Here is a 16713-nt window from a genome sequence, read left to right as displayed (position 1 = left end):
GAAAAGCTTGTGATTCTTCTTAGAAAAGTGTTATACTTATATAACAATAATGGAGGGACTGAAATGGGGTTTCTATTTGAGAATTTAAAACACTATCATAGCAATATAAAAATAGTAGCGATAAACGAACACTGTACCGTTTATGAATTTTTTGCAGAAAACGGAAAGGGAACCATGACAAGCTATGAGGTCTTTCCGGGAATTGAGCTGACCTATAATGACTTTAAGATGGGGGAGTGTTTTGACAATCGGTATCCCAAAAAAAATGTCATGGAAATCAATCATTGTAATCAGGGACGTTTTGAAACGGAATTGCAGGATGGATCCTTTGTTTATTTGAAAGAGGGAGATTTTTCCGTCAATATGTTAGGAAGGCGGACAAAAAATTCCAGTTTTCCGCTGGAGCATTATTACGGCATTTCGGTGGTGATTGATTTAGAAGCGGCCAAAACACTTTCGAATCATTTGATGGAGGATATCGAAATCGATCTTTATGCGTTGCGGGAGCGGCTCTGTTTCGGGGATCATTGTTTTATTATGCGGGCTACGACAGCGATTAATCATATTTTTTCGGAGCTTTACACCGTTCCGAATGAAATTAAACGGGGGTATTTTAAATTAAAAATTTTGGAGCTGTTTTTGTTTCTTAGCACCGTTGATGTCAGTCAGAATTTTGAGGTGCCGCAATATTTAAGTCGTGCTCAGGTGGAGTGTGTTAAACAGATCAAGCACTATCTGGTTAGTCATCTGGATCAGCAATTTACCTTAAATGAGCTTTCGCGCCAATTTGGTATTTCATTAACGGCCATGAAAACCTGTTTTAAAGGGGTCTATGGCACAACCATTTTTTCTTTTGTCCGGGGCTATCGCATGCAGATTGCCGCCCAGATGCTCTTAGAAGGAAAAGAAAATGTCACTGAAATTGCCGGGCGAGTGGGTTACAGTAATGCCAGCAAATTCGCTGCCGCCTTTAAAAAGGAGTTGGCCGTATCACCAATGCAATATAAAAAAAATTGTCTAATTGGAGTCGGAAGCATCCGGTTGGAGTAGAGAAGGGGAGATAGAATGCATATAATCAGCCTTGTTAGGAATTCCTAACAAGGCTGTACTTTTTGGAAAAAGAAAGGATAAACGTATGCACACAGAAAAAAAGAAGTTTATTTTAAAAAGGTTTACTCCCTATATGGGAAGAAAGAAAGTGCTTTTGCCCGTATCGCTGATCTTGTCAGGCTTATCAGCGGTGCTTAATATTGTACCTTTTGTGTTTGTCTGGTTCATTACCCGGGAGCTGTTGCTAAATCCGCAGATGACCCAGCTGAGCAATATCGATTTTTATGCCTGGCTGGCATTGGGGTGCGCCATATTGGGCGTGGTTATTTATTTTTTGTCGTTGTTAAGCTCTCATCTGGCGGCTTTTCATGTCGAAATCGGAATGCAGAAGCTGGGTATGGAAAGAATTATGGCCATGCCGCTGGGCTTTTTTGATCAGCATTCCAGTGGGAAAATCAGAAAGATTGTCAATGATGGTGCCGCCACAACCCACGGCTTTTTAGCCCATCAATTGCCGGACATTGCCGGCAGCGTGGTTTCTCCTATTGTACTGATCGTACTGATTTTTACGGTCGACTGGCGGATGGGTTTGGCTTCGATGATTCCGATTATAATTGGTTTTATCACTATGAGCTTTATGATGAGCGATAAGGGCAAGGAATTTCAGAAGCGCTATTATGATGCCCTGGAAGAAATGAGCTCGGAGTCGGTGGAATACATTCGCGGCATTCCGGTAGTGAAAACCTTTGGTCAAAGCATTTTTTCGTTTAAGCGGTTTTATGACAGTATTGTTAAATATAAAGAGATGGTAGCGGCCTACACCCGACTCTGGCAAAAACCGATGTCGTTTTATACCGTGGTGATGCAGTCGGCTGTTTTTTTTCTGATCCCGATGGCAATTTTGCTCATTGGCAGAGGGGATAGCCTGCCGATGGTGTTGGCAGATTTTATTTTTTATTTATTGATCACGCCGATATTTTCGATGCTGCTAATGAAATCCATGCACTTTCAGCAAAACACCATGATTGCCGAACAGGCCATCGATCGGTTTGATCACCTGATTCAATATCCGGCAATGGCGGAGGCAAAAAAAACCGAACGCATCGAAGAATACAGTCTGGAATTTAAAGACGTGGTGTTTTCCTATCAAGGGGCCGATAAAAAAGCCATTGATAAAATCAGTTTTAAATTAAAACCAGGAGAAACCATGGCTTTAGTTGGGGCCTCTGGTGGCGGAAAAACCACGATTGCGCGGCTGGCAGCCCGGTTTTGGGATGTCGATGCGGGGGAAGTGCTAGTCGGCGGAATTAATGTCAAAGCGATTCCCAAAAACGAACTAATGGATAAGATTGCTCTGGTTTTCCAGAACACCAAGCTTTTTAAGACCACATTAAAAGAAAACATTGTCTTCGGGAAAGAAGGCGTTAGTAGCGAAACAATTAACCGTGCCATTGATTTATCGCAGTCGCGGGAAATCATTGATCACCTTCCCGGGGGTATGAATACCGTGATCGGGGCAAAAGGGACCTACCTTTCCGGCGGTGAGCAACAACGGATTGCGATTGCCCGGGCCATGGTCAAGGATGCGCCGATTGTGCTGCTCGATGAAGCCACTGCCTTTGCCGATCCGGAAAATGAGCATTTAATCCAGAAAGCCCTTAAAGCCCTGAGCAAGGGAAAAACAACACTGATGATCGCTCACCGCCTGACCAGCGTTCAAAATGTGGATCGGATTCTAGTGATTGACAATGGTCGAATCGTCGAGCAGGGCAGTCATCAGGACTTGCTGGAGCGAGGTGGTTGTTACCGAAGAATGTGGGATGAATATCAACAAACCGTGGCGTGGAAAATCGACGCCCGCAGTGCAAACAATGGAGGTCAAGATGATCAAATACTTTCAAAATAAATATGCCTTGTCGGAAAAAGGGGCTAGCGATCTTTTAAAGGCCATAATCTGGACAATTGTTATGGAATTTTCCTTTATGGCACCGGTGGTTCTTGGCTTTATCTTTTTAGATGAATACATGCAGGTGCTGTTATCACCAGCGACTTCACCGCAAAACAGTTTAAGGTATTATGTGATCATGGCGGTGGTATTGTTCCTGGTGATGTTTGCGATCGCTTATTTTCAGTACCGCTTGGCCTACACCAAGATCTATGAGGAAAGTGCCAAAAGTAGGATCAATCTGGCTGAAACACTGCGCAAGCTACCGCTGGCTTTTTTTGGAAAAAAGGACATTGCCGATTTAAGTTCAACCATCATGGAAGATGCAACCCAGATTGAAACCCTTTTTTCTCATGCGGTTCCCCAGATTTATGCCTCTGTGATCACAATTATGGTGATGGGGATCATGATGTTTTTCTATAATTGGCAGTTATCCCTGGCAGTTTTCTGGGTTGTGCCAGTGGCGGCGCTGGTTTTTTATTTGTCCAGAAAATACCAGAGTACGGTGCACAACGAGCTTTATCAGAGTAAAAGAGTGATTTCAGATAAGATGCAGGAAGGGCTCGATTCCGCTCAGGAAATAAAATCCTACAATCAGGAAGCGACCTTTTCAAAAGAACTGGGGGGATTGCTTGATCAATTGGAAAACGACATGATTAAAGGGGAGCTGTTAACCGGGGCGGCCATTAATCTTTCCTATGTGCTGCTTAAGCTGGGGCTTCCCAGTGTGATGCTATACGGGGCCACGCTGTTAGCCCAGGGCACGATCAACGTTTTTGCTTATCTGGTTTTTATGGTCATTACCGCTCGGATCTATAACCCGATTATGGATGTGATGAATAACCTGGCCCTGCTCTTATATCTAAATGTCCGCATCGACCGGATGAAAGAGATGGCCCAGATGCCCAAGCAGGAAGGAGTCACCGCATTTAATCCGCAACACTATCATGTCGAGTTTAAGAATGTCGGTTTTTCTTATCAGGATGATATAGAAACCTTGAAAGATATCAGTTTTACCGCCCGCCAGGGAGAAGTCACCGCTCTGGTGGGACCCTCCGGCGGCGGAAAAAGCACCATTGCCAAGCTGGCGGCACGCTTCTGGGATATTGAAAAAGGGGCCATTACCCTGGGTGGCAATGACATTTCCCAGGTTGACCCGGAGGCCCTGCTTAATCATTATTCGATCGTTTTTCAGGATGTTACCCTGTTTAATTCCAGTGTTCTGGAGAACATTCGCCTGGGAAAAAAAGATGCCTCTGATGTGGAAGTTTTTAAAGCAGCCCAACTGGCCCAATGCGACGAGTTTGTCAAGCAACTGCCTCAGGGTTATGATACCCGGATCGGGGAAAATGGCGAAAAATTGTCCGGCGGCGAACGCCAGCGAATCTCGATTGCCCGGGCGATTTTAAAAGATGCACCGATTATTCTGCTCGATGAGGCAACCGCGTCCCTGGACGCTGAAAATGAAAGCAAGATTCAAAGTGCCCTGGGCGAGCTGGTAAAAAACAAGACCGTGCTGATTATTGCCCATCGCATGCGAACTGTTTTAGGGGCCGATAAAATTGTGGTCATCAAGGATGGCATGATTGCTGAAACTGGAAGTCCTCAGGTACTTAAAGAGAAAAAGGGCATCTTTGCAACCATGCTGACGGCCCAATATGAGCGATAGTTGTTTAATACAAAATAAGAATCAAAAAAAAGCGCTGCATTGTACAATGCAGTGCTTTTTTTACGGCTATTCTATATCGGTGGAGGAATCTTCTACAGCAATGGTTTTAATACCAAAGAAAAACCCTAAGTACCTGACTGATACACCCCAGTAACAGATACAAAGCCTTTTTCATTTGCTTACCTCAAGACTTTTTTAAAAATAGTCGGTAACTTTTTTAGTTGGTGCCGGATCGCCGCAAGACGATCGGTTTATCACGCGTTCAGGTTGGGAAAAGACGCCAATAGCACTCGTTCAAAAAATAAAAAGCGTGCAACATGAGCGAATTCATGCCGCACGTTTCTCAATTTTTATCAATCTCTAATCCGGCCACAAATCCGTCGATCAGATCCATATGCTGAGACATGGCAAAGGCCGCATTAAGGGGTTCTTTAGCTTTTAGGGCATTGAGGATTTTACGGTGTTGCAAATCAATCACCGGGCCGCGTTCCTCATCTGTTAAGATGGCAATTCGAATATCCTTGATCAACGCTTCAATCAGTGTTGCCGACGATAATAAAACGTTATGAATCATCTTGTTTTCCGAGGCCATGGCAATCTCATAGTGAAAGCGCTTGTCCAGTTCTGCCCGAATAGCTTCATCGGTTTCAGTTTCAATGGCATCGCAGAGTTTTTCAAGACTGGCAAAACGTTCAGGGGTCATTTTTTTTGCCGCCAGTTTGGCCGCCTCGGTTTCCAGCGCCCGGCGGAGCTCCTGGACCTCTCTGAGCTGACCATTGCTCAGCCAGAACATAATGGTCAGGGGCTGGGTCAGGGTATCTTCAAAATCCTCAGCAATAAAATTGCCTTCACCCTGCTGACAGACCACCAGACCAATCATCTCCAATGCGCGAATGGCTTCACGGATGGTGGCCCGGGATACGCCTAATTGCTCGGCCCATTGCCGTTCAGAGGGCAGCCGGTCACCGCTTTTTAAATTACCTTTGACAATATTTTCTTTAATTTGCTCGTAAATCTGCAAATATATTTTGGTGTGTGCAATTTCTTTAAACATCTAAACACTTCTTTTCATTCAATTTTATAAAAGTCATAATACATTATTATACCATAGCCGGTTTTAAAATTCAAAAGGATAAAAAAACGGAACGTAAAGTTTTTTTTGAAAACGTTATTTTAACACTTGACAAGGATTTACGAAACGCATATAATGGCAACAGGTTAGTGGTCTGACCACTAGACCAATGATAGTAGAATTTTATCAAATTTTATCAGAATTTTTGTCAAGCGGTTTATGAATGGGTTTAAGAGGGTTTAACAGGTAACAGCGAAATTTATAATGAGCGATCAGTGTCTTGCTGCCGCTTGCAAAAAAAACGGCAGCAAAAAAATTTCGCATGGATAATGATGTGCATAATTAGGCATTTGCAAAACGGAACACAAAGCTCATGAGTCACTTACAAATGTCAATTTAATTTATTTTATGGAGGGTGAGTATGAAAATACTGGTATGTATCAAACAGGTTCCTGGAACGTCCAATGTGGAAGTGGATCCGGAAACAGGGGTCCTGATTCGGGATGGGGTTGAATCAAAGTTGAACCCCTATGATTTATATGGCTTGGAAACGGCATTTCGTTTAAAAGAAGAATTAGGCGGTACGATTACGACCTTGTCAATGGGGCCGATGCAAAGCAAAGCGGTGCTTTTTGAATCGTTTTACATGGGTGCCGATGAGGGATGTTTATTATCAGACCGAAAATTCGGTGGTGCCGATGTAGTAGCGACGAGCTATACATTAGCCCAAGGTGCTAAAAAACTGGGCGATTTTGATCTGATCATCTGTGGCAAGCAGACCACCGATGGTGATACTGCCCAAGTTGGCCCGGAAATGGCCGAATTTCTGGGAGTTCCCCACGTTACTAATGTGATCAAAATTCTAGTTGCCGATGAAAAGGGACTGACCCTGCAAATGAATATGGAAGAATCCCTGGAAATCCAGCGGGTACCATACCCTTGCCTGATCACCGTTGATAAGGATATTTATACCCCGCGATTACCTTCTTATAAACGCAAACTGGAAATCTCCGAAAATCCCGAAATTAAGGTGTTAACGCTAAAAGATATGTACGATAACGACGAAAAAAAATATGGACTCAGCGGCTCTCCTACCCAGGTAGAACGGATCTTCCCACCAGAAAGCAACGTGCAAAAAACAAGCTTTTCCGGTGATGGCAAGGTTCTGGCAGAGGCACTGATGGGAATTTTAACCGAAAAAAAATATTTAGGAAAAAATAGTTAGGATAGAAAGGAAAAAATCATGGCAGGAATTAAAATAATCAAAGAAAATGTCGATCGCGAAACCTTTGAGGCACTGGCAGAAATTTGTCCCTTTGATGCCTTCTCATATGAAAACGCTAAATTAGAAGTTACCGCCGCTTGTAAGATGTGCAAGATGTGTTTAAAAAACGGACCAGCCGGCGTGCTAGTACTGGAAGAAGATCAAAAAGTTGCCATTGACAAAAGCCTGTACCGCGGTATTACCGTCTATGTGGATCACATTGAAGGCAAGATTCATCCGGTTACTTTTGAGTTGATTGGTAAAGCTCGGGAATTGGCAGCAGTTATCGGGCATCCAGTGTACGCCCTATTTATGGGCACTAATATTGAAGAAAAAGCCAATGAACTATTAAATTACGGGGTCGATAAGGTGTTTGTTTATGACCAACCGGAGCTCAAAGATTTTGTTATTGAACCTTATGCTAATGTATTGGAAGACTTTATTGAAAAAGTTAAACCGTCTTCTATCTTAGTCGGTGCCACTAACGTGGGACGGTCATTAGCGCCACGCGTGGCGGCCCGCTACTGGACTGGCCTCACCGCCGACTGTACCATTTTAGAAATGAAAGAGAATACCGATCTGGTTCAGATCCGGCCAGCCTTTGGTGGTAATATCATGGCTCAGATTGTTACTGAAAACACCAGACCGCAGTTCTGTACCGTTCGTTATAAAGTATTTACTGCGCCAGAATTAGTCAAAGAACCATGGGGAAGTATTGAAGTGATGGAAATAGGAAAAGACAAACTGATCTCAGCCATCGAAGTACTGGAAGTAATTAAAAAAGAAAAGGGTGTCGACCTGTCTGAAGCAGAAACCATTGTGGCCGTTGGTCGGGGTGTGAAATGTGAAAAAGATCTGGAGATGATCCGTGAGTTTGCACAAAAAATCGGCGCTACCGTGGCCTGCACCCGTCCCGGAATCGAATCCGGATGGTTTGATGCCAGGTTGCAGATTGGCCTCAGTGGCCGAACCGTTAAACCCAAACTGATCATCGCCCTGGGTATTTCTGGTGCCGTTCAGTTTGCTGCCGGGATGCAGAATTCGGAATATATCATTGCTATAAATAACGATCCCAAGGCACCAATCTTTAACATTGCCCATTGTGGCATGGTGGGGGATTTATATGAGGTCCTGCCAGAACTTCTAAAAATGATTGACGAACCCGAAAGCATGGAAGCAGGGAAAACCCTGGCAATGCCTGAAGCCATAGAAACACCAGAAAGGATGGTTATCTAAAATGAATTATAAAAAAGTAGAAGCAGCGCATATTGCTTTTTTAAAGGATCTGATTCCCGCCGAACGGATCTTTGTGGGTGATGAAATCGGCGAAGATTTTAGCCATGATGAGCTGGGCAGCATCCATTCCTATCCGGAGGTGCTAATCAAGGTAACCTCAACCGAAGAAGTATCAAAAATCATGAAATATTCCTATGAAAATAATATTCCCGTGGTGGTCCGGGGCTCCGGCACCGGGCTGGTCGGGGCATGTGTACCGCTGTTTGGCGGGATTATGCTTGAAACCACGCTAATGAACAATATTCTCGAGCTGGATACCGAAAACCTGACCGTGACGGTTGAACCCGGGGTATTGCTAATGGAACTGTCCAAATTTGTAGAAGAAAGTGATCTCTTTTATCCTCCCGATCCCGGTGAAAAATCCGCCACCATTGCTGGCAATATCAGCACCAACGCCGGTGGTATGCGGGCCGTGAAATACGGTGTTACCCGGGATTATGTAAGAGGCCTGACGGTCGTGCTGTCTAACGGTGAGATCATCGAATTAGGAGGAAAAATTGTTAAAAACAGCTCGGGTTACAGCTTAAAAGATTTGGTAGTCGGCTCCGAAGGAACCCTTTGTGTGATCACCAAAGCGATCCTTAAATTGTTGCCCCTGCCCAAGATGACCTTAAGCCTGCTGATTCCCTTTGATAATATCAGCGACGCCGCCGGGATTGTCCCCAAGATTATCAAATCCAAGGCAATACCCACCGCGATTGAATTTATGGAACGCCAAACGATTCTTTTTGCCGAAGATTTCCTGGGGAAAAAATTTCCGGATTCCAGCAGTAATGCTTATATTTTACTAACCTTTGATGGCAACACCAAGGAACAGGTCGAAGCCGAATATGAAGTAGTCGCTAACCTCTGTTTGTCTGAAGGGGCCAAAGATGTTTATATTGTCGATACGGCTGAACGTAAAGAATCAGTCTGGTCGGCACGGGGTGCCTTCCTCGAAGCCATTAAGGCATCCACCACCGAAATGGATGAGTGCGACGTAGTCGTACCCCGAAACCGGATTGCCGAGTTTATTGAATTTACCCATGATCTGGCTCGGGAAATGGATGTTCGGATCCCCAGCTTTGGTCATGCCGGTGATGGCAACCTACATATCTATGTATGCCGGGACAAGCTGGGTCAAAAAGAATGGGAAGCTACACTCGAAGAAGCGATGGATCGGATGTACGCCAAGGCCCTGACGTTTAGCGGACTCGTTTCTGGTGAACACGGCATCGGCTATGCCAAACGAAAATATTTGCTTAATGATTTCGGAACTGAACATCTGGCCTTGATGGCCGGGATCAAGCAAACCTTTGATCCCAAGAATCTGCTGAATCCTAAAAAAGTCTGTCAGATGTAGGTGAATCATGGATAACTTGTTACTATTCTTTGTTGCACTGATCCCGGTGGCCTGGCTAATTGTTTCCCTGGGGGTCTTAAAGATCCCCGGGCAAAAGGCCTGTCCCATTGCTCTGGCAATTACTGTTGTTTTAAGTATTCTTGTCTGGCAGATGCCAGTTATCGACAGTCTCACTGGCGCCCTTGAAGGGGCCGCCATGGCCCTCTGGCCAATCTTTCTGGTCATAGTCGCTGCTGTTTTCACCTATAACCTGGTGACCCATACCGGTGGTATGGAAACGATTAAAAAAATGATGAGCTCGGTTTCTACAGACCAGCGGATTCTGGTATTAATTCTGGCCTGGGGTTTTGGTGGTTTCTTAGAAGCGATTGCCGGATTTGGCACCGCCGTCGCCATTCCCGCCAGCATTCTAGCGGCCCTGGGTTTTAACCCCGTGTTCGCCGCCATTATTTGTCTGATTGCCAATACAACTCCCACTGCCTTTGGCGCCATCGGTTTGCCGGTGAGCACCCTGGCATCAGTTACGGGGCTTAATGTAAACGATTTGTCTTTTACCATCGCGATCCAGCTTTTTGTTATGATTGTGGTTATCCCTTTTATCCTGGTTATGATTACCGGGAAAAGCGTGAAAGCTTTAAAAGGTGTTTTCTTTATTACCCTAATGGCCGGATTATCTTTTGGTTTACCGCAGATCTTTGTGGCCAAGTACTTAGGTGCTGAATTGCCGGCGATTGTCGGATCGGTAATCTGCATGGGTGTGATGATTTTGATGGCCAAGGTCTTTTATAAGGATACCGCGGCTAAAGATGCAGAAAAAATCCCCGTAAAAACGGCCGTCATGGCCTGGCTGCCATTTATTCTGGTATTTGCCATTATCATTCTCTGTTCATCCCTGTTCCCGATGATAAACGGGTTGTTAAAACAAGTCAGTACGACGGTTCAGATCTATACCGGAGCCCACGGCAAGCCGATGACCTTCTACTGGCTGGCCACCCCGGGAACCTTGATTATTATTGCCACCTATTTGGGCGGACTGATTCAAGGTGTTAAATTCGGAGAGATCAGTACGATTCTAGGAAAAACGGTTAAACAAATGTTTAAATCGGCAATTACCATCATGTCAATTGTGGCTCTGGCCAAGGTGATGGGTTACAGTGGTATGATCGGGGTTATTGCCCAGATTCTAGTACTGGTTACCGGCGATTTTTATCCTCTGATTGCCCCACTCATCGGTGCCCTGGGAACCTTTGTTACCGGTAGCGATACCTCAGCCAATGTGCTTTTCGGTGGGCTTCAGGTCGAGGCCGCCAACGCCATTGGCATGAGTCCTTACTGGTTGGCCGCGGCCAATACCGCTGGTGCCACCGCGGGTAAGATGATCTCGCCTCAGAGTATTGCTGTCGCGACTGCGGCTACCGGCATCATCGGCAGCGAAGGAAAGATTCTTCAGGCAACCCTGAAGGTCTGTGCCATCTACGTTTTAATCATCGGACTGGTGGTTTATTTCGGCGCCCCACTAATTGAAGGGTTACTAAGCACCTTTGGGTAAAGGTAAGAAACTTAATAAAGATCGTTAGTATAAGTTGTCTTTATTGACAAACTTGGAAGTTGAGACACTAGGGGGAGTAACCCTCTCTAGTGTCTTTCGCCTAATCAGAAAGGATAAGACCATGGAAATTGGATTACCATATGGAAAAGCAAAACAGATTGTAAAGCTGGATAAGTCCTGTCTCAACGACATTCTCGTATCCAAAATTGAAGACTACCATCCCGAACAATCCCAAACCGAGCTGGTGGCAGCGGCGATTCAAAATCCCGTTGATTCGCAAAAGCTACGCCAATTGTCGATTGACAAAAAAAAGGTTGTCATTATTGCCAGTGACCATACCCGGCCGGTACCCAGTAAAATTATTATGCCGCTGATGCTTAGTGAAATTCGTAAAGGAAATCCCGAGGCCGAGATTACCATTTTGATTGCCACCGGGTTTCATCGGCTGACCACTCGTGAAGAACTGGTGGGTAAATTTGGCGAGACGATCGTTGATACAGAGAAGATTGTGGTCCATGATTCAGGCGATGAAAGCAGCCTGGTAAAAATTGGCACGCTGCCTTCCGGTGGCGAGCTGATTATCAACAAGTTGGCCGCCGAAGCCGATCTGCTGGTTTCTGAAGGTTTTATTGAACCTCATTTTTTTGCCGGCTTTTCGGGCGGACGAAAAAGCGTGCTGCCGGGAATTGCCAGTCGGGTCAGTGTGTTGGCCAATCATTGCGGCGAATTTATTGCCCACCCCAAAGCCCGCACCGGCGTCATTGAGGGAAACCCTCTCCATATTGATATGCTCTATGCCGCCAGAACGGCCAAGCTGGCCTTTGTCGTCAATGTGGTGATCAATTCTGAAAAAGAAGTGATTCATGCCGTAGCTGGGGATTGTGATGCCGCCCATATCAAGGGCCGGGAGTTTCTGGAAAAGCTCTGCAAGGTTCAGGCCACCCCCAGCGATATTGTCATCACCAGCAACGGTGGTTATCCTCTGGATCAGAACATCTATCAGGCGGTAAAAGGCATGACTGCTGCCGAAGCCGCTGTCAAGCAAGACGGGGTGATCATCATGTTGGCTAAGTCCAACGATGGCCATGGCGGAGAAGCTTTCTTTAACACCTTTAGAGATGAGAAAGACCTTAAGAAGATGCTTAATGGCTTTGTCAATACCCCCCGAGACGAAACCATCCCCGATCAGTGGGAGGCTCAGATTCTGGCCCGGATTTTATTAAAAGCCAAGGTGATTTATATCTCAGCAGCACCGGAAACAATGATTAAAGCGTTTCAAATGACTCCGGCTAAGGATGTCAATGAGGCTTTGGCGCTGGCCAGAGATTACTTAAAAAATGAAGAAGCAACAGTTACAGTGATCCCGGATGGGGTGGCGGTTATTGTGGAATAACGAAAAGCAAACTAAGAAAACAATAATAAAAAAAAGATGACATTTCGGTGTCATCTTTTTTAGGGTTTTAGCTGGATATGCTAATTAATGCACTATCTTGCTACAGAATGCCAGGGCCTTATAAATTGGATTGGCATGCAGCTATCGATTACGATCAATGTTTATGATTCGAAAGATGAACAATTGTAGGTCTCGGAGAAATGGCCGCGGATCTTGTTGGTGCTGTAGATGATTTGCAAAAGCTGTATAATAGTTTTGAGCATGAGAACAACTTTAAGAGCATATCCTGTTGGGTGTGCTTTTAGCTTTTATCATGGGAAATAATAAAGTGGATAGACGTAAGCAGCGTGGCGAAAAAAGTGATTTCTGCTAGCCAATTAAGTAGTTGAGGCGTATAATTATAAAATAGTGTCAAATTTAATTGGCAATGGCGTCGACTGCTTCGCCACCAATAACTTCTTCTTCATGAAACTGGTGGACCTCAATTAGGACATATTGTTAATTTGAATGGGAGCAATTATGAATAAAAAAGAAAGTGTAACGAAAGAAGACCTGATCGAAGTTTTGAATTTACTGGGCAGTTTAAAAATGAGATACTGGATAGAAGGCGGGTGGGGCGTAGATATTTTAATCGGCCAGGAAAATAGAGAGCATCGCGATATCGATGTCGATTTTGATGCCGAATTTACGGAAGTCTTACTTGATGCATTAAAAAGAAAGGGTTTTGCGATCACAACAGATTGGCGCCCATCACGGATAGAGTTGCATCATCCAAAATTGGGATATTTAGATATCCATCCTTTAATAATAAATGAAGATGGCAGTGCGAGGCAAGCTGATCCGCAAGGTGGTTGGTATCAGCTAGAAGCACAATGGTTCTCGACGGCATTATTTGAAGGCCGGGTAATTCCATGTATAACTGCCGAAGCCCAGAAATTATTTCATAGTGGATATGAGTTTAGAGAAGTTGACCGAATTGATATGAAAAACCTTGAGCTGACGGAAAGTAGTGCGAGCATTGCAAAAAAAGGAGAAAACAATGAGTAAATTCGCTGTCATTGATACAGAGACGACTTGGGGTGATGCAGTTATGTCGGTTGGGATTGTTATCGCCGATACTGTAACCTTTGAGTTGGTCGACAAACGATATTACATCCTCACACCGTTTAAAGATCACGGCGGGATGTACACATACGCACTGTATGCCAACGGCATCAAACCTGACCTTGAGTGTTCACGGGAAAAGGCAATGGCCGAATTGCGGTATTTTCTTTCAGATCATCAAGCCACGGCGATGTTTGCTTACAATGCCACGTTTGACCATCGTCATCTGCCAGAATTAAAACATCTTGCCTGGTATGACATTATGAAGGTGGCGGCATATCGACAACACAATCCCAGCATTCCTGATTGTGCCGAATGCTATGGCACCGGCAGATTGAAGCGCGGCTACGGCGTGGAGAGCGTATACCGGATGTTAAGTGCGAAGTCAGAATACTGCGAGTTGCACAACGCTTTAACGGATGCGATCGACGAGTTGACGATTATGAAGTTGCTTAACCATGAAATGAGCAAGTACGCCTTGGCGAGGATATAAACAAGCAAGAAAACACTCAAACCAATTTCTGATATGAAGATACGCAATAATATAGTATTAATTAAAGCGAAAAAAGGTATGGCTATGCGAGAAACGCATCTGATTCAAAATCGGCCGTCGTTTCGCCCGAACAAGGCAACTGTAAGTTGGTTCCGATGAAATACTTGTCATCGAAGGGATCCATAAATGTCAGGACTACCAGTATTTTTGGCGATGACTATCAGAGACGGGACAAAACGCAATGGGCTAAATAGAGACCGAGTGAAAAGAGTAAGGCAATAAAGATATTGACAGTAAAAACGGTGTTTCGTCCGAACCACGCAATTATCAGGAATACTGGGAAAGATCCCAAAACGAGTAAAACAGTCGGCCGATTATTGTGAAAAAGGTTTCCGATGGTGAAAGAATTTTTCATAATAAAGTTTACAATTGCGAAGGCTGCAACTAAAGCAATCAGCAACGAAACGATTAAACCAGACGTAATGGAGATGTTAAAATTGAGCGGTTCGCCAACGATGAGATTGTGGATCAAAACAAGGGTTTCGTTTGCCATTATAATATTGATGGCACAAAAAATGGAAAGACTAAGGAAAACAGTGTCAAAAAAATCGATCACTTTTTCCTTGTTGCTTTTTGGAGGAAAACTGGCGATGATCTCATCGCAGAAGGTTTTGTAATCCGTTCCGATGACAGTTTGAATATTTTCGCCTCGTTCCTGTGCGGATAAGACCATTTCGAGTAGATCCTGTCGAATGATTTCCTGATTATATAAAGAGATACTGGCACCACGCAGATAGCAGACAATATCCGTCATGGCGGGTTCGTTTTCGGGATCAAGCAGTTTATCCAAGTCATTGTTAATACGATTCAGTTCGTGTGTGCGTTTATTCATGTTTTTGTCCTCCATTTTGAAAAAGCTGATTAACCGCATTTTCCAGCTCTTTCCAATTTGCAAAAAAAGATGTCAGGGCAATTTCTCCTTCAGAAGAAATTTGAAAATACTTTCGCTTTGGTCCCAGAGAAGATGCCCGGTATTGGGTTGTTACCAGTCCGTTCTTTTCCAATCTTAACAACAGGGGATAGATCGTTCCTTCAGAAATGTCCTGAAAGCCATATTCTTGGAGGGCTTGAGAAATCTCGTAGCCATAAGTTTCTTGATAACTGATCACTTTGAGAATGCAACCCTCTAGGGTACCCTTAAGCATTTGCGATGGGATCATACCGGTTCCCCCCCCCTTTCGATGCTATTATGTATTACAAGTTACTATCTACATGGTAATGCATAATAGCTGAATTGTCAAGAAAGAATGCAGTTTGAAAATGAGATGTTCGATAGATAGCAGCTGGAGAGTAAAATTTCTACTCGGCTGTGAAAAATATTTATAAAATCATTGGAAAATGAAGTATAATGACAATAATGAAGTTGTAGCATCAAAGACGGAGGTGTCGTATTAATGGGTTTATTCAATATAGGTAGTCTGGTATTAGGGTTGGTGGCTTGGGTTCTGCCGATTATTAACCTATTGAAATATAGAAATAAGACTCAAAATAGTTGGCCGATGCGCTCTATTTTGAGTCTTAGTGCTTGTGGGATTGCGATTTATTTTCAGGTGATTTACAATCATTATTTGGTTAAGATTGAGGATTGGTCGGCGTTAATGGATACCACTGGCGCTGTAAATTTTGTAGCCGGAGTGCTACTTGTGGTAACGATTTTATTAAATGGGATTACTTTAGTAATGTATACTAAAGATCGAGGTAAAAAAACTAAAAAGGTCTTATAAACTCCCCTTGTAGGAATCGACTGGTCCATCTAAAAGTAAAAATGACTTTAATTTTATAGCAAAGACAACAGCGTCTGGATGATTGAAAATTTCTGTTAGTTCCCCATGATCCTTGACTAAATTCGCCTTGATATTTTGGGCTTCAGAATTTGCCAGGGGTTGGAATAATCCTTCAAAAGTAATCGAGATGATCTTTTCTGCAGCGGAAGTGCCGAGTTTCTGACGGGTATCAACCAAGACACTAACCCGGGGATTAGTTAGAAGATTCTGATACTTCCGGGATTCCCGGGTGGAAACTAGATAAAGAACACTGAGATCCTCCATCAGGAGATAGGTCATCAATGAGCAATAGGGTTTTCCATCTGCTTCAGTACATAAAACACAAAGAGAGTTTTCGTGGAGAATACTTTTTAGTTTTGCTAACATTTTAGCGCCTTTCTTCAGCTCGAAGGAAGTAACCGGTAATCCTTCCTTTTAACTGATTAAACAAATTTCAACTAGTTGATTAAAATGTTTGGGAAACTCAACCTTATATCTTATTATATCAGATATCGGACGCATTTTTCTGTCGAATTCTGTTATTTATAAGGTTAATACGAAAATGCTATTATTTTCTCGTTCACGGTGCACTAGGAGATGGCGGTTTCCAATTTTTATCTGCTTTCTCATGGAGAACAACACCTGATGATTGACGTTGGTGCCCGAAAGCTTGTTTTAACAGTCTGAGGGCAGTTAATCATCCGTTTGGTAAT

General features: G+C 43.9%; 15 protein-coding genes. 11 read left to right on the top strand and 4 right to left on the bottom strand.

Annotation, left to right across the window (positions count from 1 at the left end; genetic code table 11):
* The first annotated feature begins 63 nt into the window (after window positions 1-63).
* From ACIZ62_RS15450 to ACIZ62_RS15440, 3 genes are all read left to right on the top strand, one after another.
* Complete coding sequence (locus tag ACIZ62_RS15450; RefSeq protein ID WP_414150554.1) at window positions 64-1050, top strand: helix-turn-helix domain-containing protein; 987 nt, start codon at window positions 64-66, stop codon at window positions 1048-1050.
* Window positions 1051-1135: 85 nt separating this feature from the next.
* Complete coding sequence (locus ACIZ62_RS15445) at window positions 1136-2956, top strand: ABC transporter ATP-binding protein (RefSeq protein WP_414150553.1); 1821 nt, start codon at window positions 1136-1138, stop codon at window positions 2954-2956.
* Window positions 2934-4664, top strand: coding sequence for an ABC transporter ATP-binding protein (locus tag ACIZ62_RS15440; RefSeq protein ID WP_414150552.1), 1731 nt, complete (start codon window positions 2934-2936; stop codon window positions 4662-4664). The genes ACIZ62_RS15445 and ACIZ62_RS15440 overlap by 23 nt, the downstream gene beginning before the upstream one ends.
* A gap of 343 nt (window positions 4665-5007) precedes the next feature.
* On the opposite strand, the gene ACIZ62_RS15435 is transcribed toward ACIZ62_RS15440, so the two are convergent.
* On the bottom strand, window positions 5008-5718 hold the full coding sequence (locus tag ACIZ62_RS15435; RefSeq protein ID WP_111889076.1) for a FadR/GntR family transcriptional regulator: 711 nt from the start codon (window positions 5716-5718) through the stop codon (window positions 5008-5010).
* Window positions 5719-6157: 439 nt separating this feature from the next.
* Here ACIZ62_RS15435 and lctB point away from each other — a divergent pair, with 439 nt between their 5' ends.
* The 7 genes from lctB to ACIZ62_RS15400 all read left to right on the top strand — a co-directional run bounded on the left by lctB (window position 6158) and on the right by ACIZ62_RS15400 (window position 14177).
* The gene (lctB, locus tag ACIZ62_RS15430; RefSeq protein WP_111889077.1) at window positions 6158-6961 is read left to right on the top strand and encodes a lactate dehydrogenase subunit LctB; all 804 of its coding nucleotides are present in this window, start codon (window positions 6158-6160) and stop codon (window positions 6959-6961) included.
* Window positions 6962-6979: 18 nt separating this feature from the next.
* Window positions 6980-8236 (top strand): lactate dehydrogenase subunit LctC, encoded by a 1257-nt coding sequence (gene lctC / locus ACIZ62_RS15425; RefSeq protein WP_111889078.1) that lies wholly within the window; start codon window positions 6980-6982, stop codon window positions 8234-8236.
* Between the two features lies 1 nt (window position 8237).
* Window positions 8238-9638 (top strand): lactate dehydrogenase subunit LctD, encoded by a 1401-nt coding sequence (gene lctD / locus ACIZ62_RS15420; RefSeq protein ID WP_111889079.1) that lies wholly within the window; start codon window positions 8238-8240, stop codon window positions 9636-9638.
* A gap of 7 nt (window positions 9639-9645) precedes the next feature.
* Window positions 9646-11187: a lactate permease LctP family transporter gene (locus ACIZ62_RS15415; protein ID WP_322519726.1), complete on the top strand. Its 1542-nt coding sequence runs from the start codon at window positions 9646-9648 to the stop codon at window positions 11185-11187.
* Between the two features lie 121 nt (window positions 11188-11308).
* Complete coding sequence (larA, locus tag ACIZ62_RS15410) at window positions 11309-12580, top strand: nickel-dependent lactate racemase (protein WP_414150551.1); 1272 nt, start codon at window positions 11309-11311, stop codon at window positions 12578-12580.
* 519 nt (window positions 12581-13099) lie between these two features.
* A complete protein-coding gene (locus ACIZ62_RS15405; RefSeq protein ID WP_414150550.1) occupies window positions 13100-13627 on the top strand; it encodes a nucleotidyltransferase domain-containing protein in 528 nt (175 codons plus the stop codon).
* Window positions 13620-14177 (top strand): hypothetical protein, encoded by a 558-nt coding sequence (locus ACIZ62_RS15400; protein ID WP_111889082.1) that lies wholly within the window; start codon window positions 13620-13622, stop codon window positions 14175-14177. Before ACIZ62_RS15405 ends, ACIZ62_RS15400 begins: the two co-directional genes overlap by 8 nt.
* Before the next feature lie 220 nt (window positions 14178-14397).
* On the opposite strand, the gene ACIZ62_RS15395 is transcribed toward ACIZ62_RS15400, so the two are convergent.
* Complete coding sequence (locus ACIZ62_RS15395) at window positions 14398-15069, bottom strand: hypothetical protein (RefSeq protein ID WP_414150549.1); 672 nt, start codon at window positions 15067-15069, stop codon at window positions 14398-14400.
* The gene (locus ACIZ62_RS15390; RefSeq protein WP_111889084.1) at window positions 15062-15397 is read right to left on the bottom strand and encodes a PadR family transcriptional regulator; all 336 of its coding nucleotides are present in this window, start codon (window positions 15395-15397) and stop codon (window positions 15062-15064) included. The genes ACIZ62_RS15395 and ACIZ62_RS15390 overlap by 8 nt, the downstream gene beginning before the upstream one ends.
* 234 nt (window positions 15398-15631) lie before the next feature.
* Here ACIZ62_RS15390 and ACIZ62_RS15385 point away from each other — a divergent pair, with 234 nt between their 5' ends.
* On the top strand, window positions 15632-15961 hold the full coding sequence (locus ACIZ62_RS15385; RefSeq protein WP_414150548.1) for a hypothetical protein: 330 nt from the start codon (window positions 15632-15634) through the stop codon (window positions 15959-15961).
* Here ACIZ62_RS15385 and ACIZ62_RS15380 read toward each other — a convergent pair.
* Window positions 15956-16387 (bottom strand): pyridoxamine 5'-phosphate oxidase family protein, encoded by a 432-nt coding sequence (locus ACIZ62_RS15380; RefSeq protein WP_414150547.1) that lies wholly within the window; start codon window positions 16385-16387, stop codon window positions 15956-15958. The genes ACIZ62_RS15385 and ACIZ62_RS15380 overlap by 6 nt on opposite strands.
* Between the last annotated feature and the right edge of the window lie 326 nt (window positions 16388-16713).

The organism is Acetobacterium carbinolicum (assembly GCF_047456275.1).
GTDB classification, from domain to species: domain Bacteria; phylum Bacillota; class Clostridia; order Eubacteriales; family Eubacteriaceae; genus Acetobacterium; species Acetobacterium carbinolicum.
The sequence above is the reverse complement of the archived record's forward strand: the minus strand, read 5'-3'. Positions and strand labels throughout refer to the sequence as shown.

What these genes read in the sequence shown, in the direction of transcription:
- ACIZ62_RS15395 (WP_414150549.1), bottom strand. Translation starts at nt 15,069, where the DNA reads ATGAATAAACGCACACACGAACTGAATCGTATTAACAATGACTTGGAT.
- lctC (WP_111889078.1), top strand. Translation starts at nt 6,980, where the DNA reads ATGGCAGGAATTAAAATAATCAAAGAAAATGTCGATCGCGAAACCTTT.
- lctB (WP_111889077.1), top strand. Translation starts at nt 6,158, where the DNA reads ATGAAAATACTGGTATGTATCAAACAGGTTCCTGGAACGTCCAATGTG.
- ACIZ62_RS15435 (WP_111889076.1), bottom strand. Translation starts at nt 5,718, where the DNA reads ATGTTTAAAGAAATTGCACACACCAAAATATATTTGCAGATTTACGAG.
- ACIZ62_RS15380 (WP_414150547.1), bottom strand. Translation starts at nt 16,387, where the DNA reads ATGTTAGCAAAACTAAAAAGTATTCTCCACGAAAACTCTCTTTGTGTT.
- ACIZ62_RS15440 (WP_414150552.1), top strand. Translation starts at nt 2,934, where the DNA reads ATGATCAAATACTTTCAAAATAAATATGCCTTGTCGGAAAAAGGGGCT.
- ACIZ62_RS15400 (WP_111889082.1), top strand. Translation starts at nt 13,620, where the DNA reads ATGAGTAAATTCGCTGTCATTGATACAGAGACGACTTGGGGTGATGCA.
- ACIZ62_RS15445 (WP_414150553.1), top strand. Translation starts at nt 1,136, where the DNA reads ATGCACACAGAAAAAAAGAAGTTTATTTTAAAAAGGTTTACTCCCTAT.
- larA (WP_414150551.1), top strand. Translation starts at nt 11,309, where the DNA reads ATGGAAATTGGATTACCATATGGAAAAGCAAAACAGATTGTAAAGCTG.
- ACIZ62_RS15385 (WP_414150548.1), top strand. Translation starts at nt 15,632, where the DNA reads ATGGGTTTATTCAATATAGGTAGTCTGGTATTAGGGTTGGTGGCTTGG.
- lctD (WP_111889079.1), top strand. Translation starts at nt 8,238, where the DNA reads ATGAATTATAAAAAAGTAGAAGCAGCGCATATTGCTTTTTTAAAGGAT.
- ACIZ62_RS15415 (WP_322519726.1), top strand. Translation starts at nt 9,646, where the DNA reads ATGGATAACTTGTTACTATTCTTTGTTGCACTGATCCCGGTGGCCTGG.
- ACIZ62_RS15405 (WP_414150550.1), top strand. Translation starts at nt 13,100, where the DNA reads ATGAATAAAAAAGAAAGTGTAACGAAAGAAGACCTGATCGAAGTTTTG.
- ACIZ62_RS15390 (WP_111889084.1), bottom strand. Translation starts at nt 15,397, where the DNA reads ATGATCCCATCGCAAATGCTTAAGGGTACCCTAGAGGGTTGCATTCTC.
- ACIZ62_RS15450 (WP_414150554.1), top strand. Translation starts at nt 64, where the DNA reads ATGGGGTTTCTATTTGAGAATTTAAAACACTATCATAGCAATATAAAA.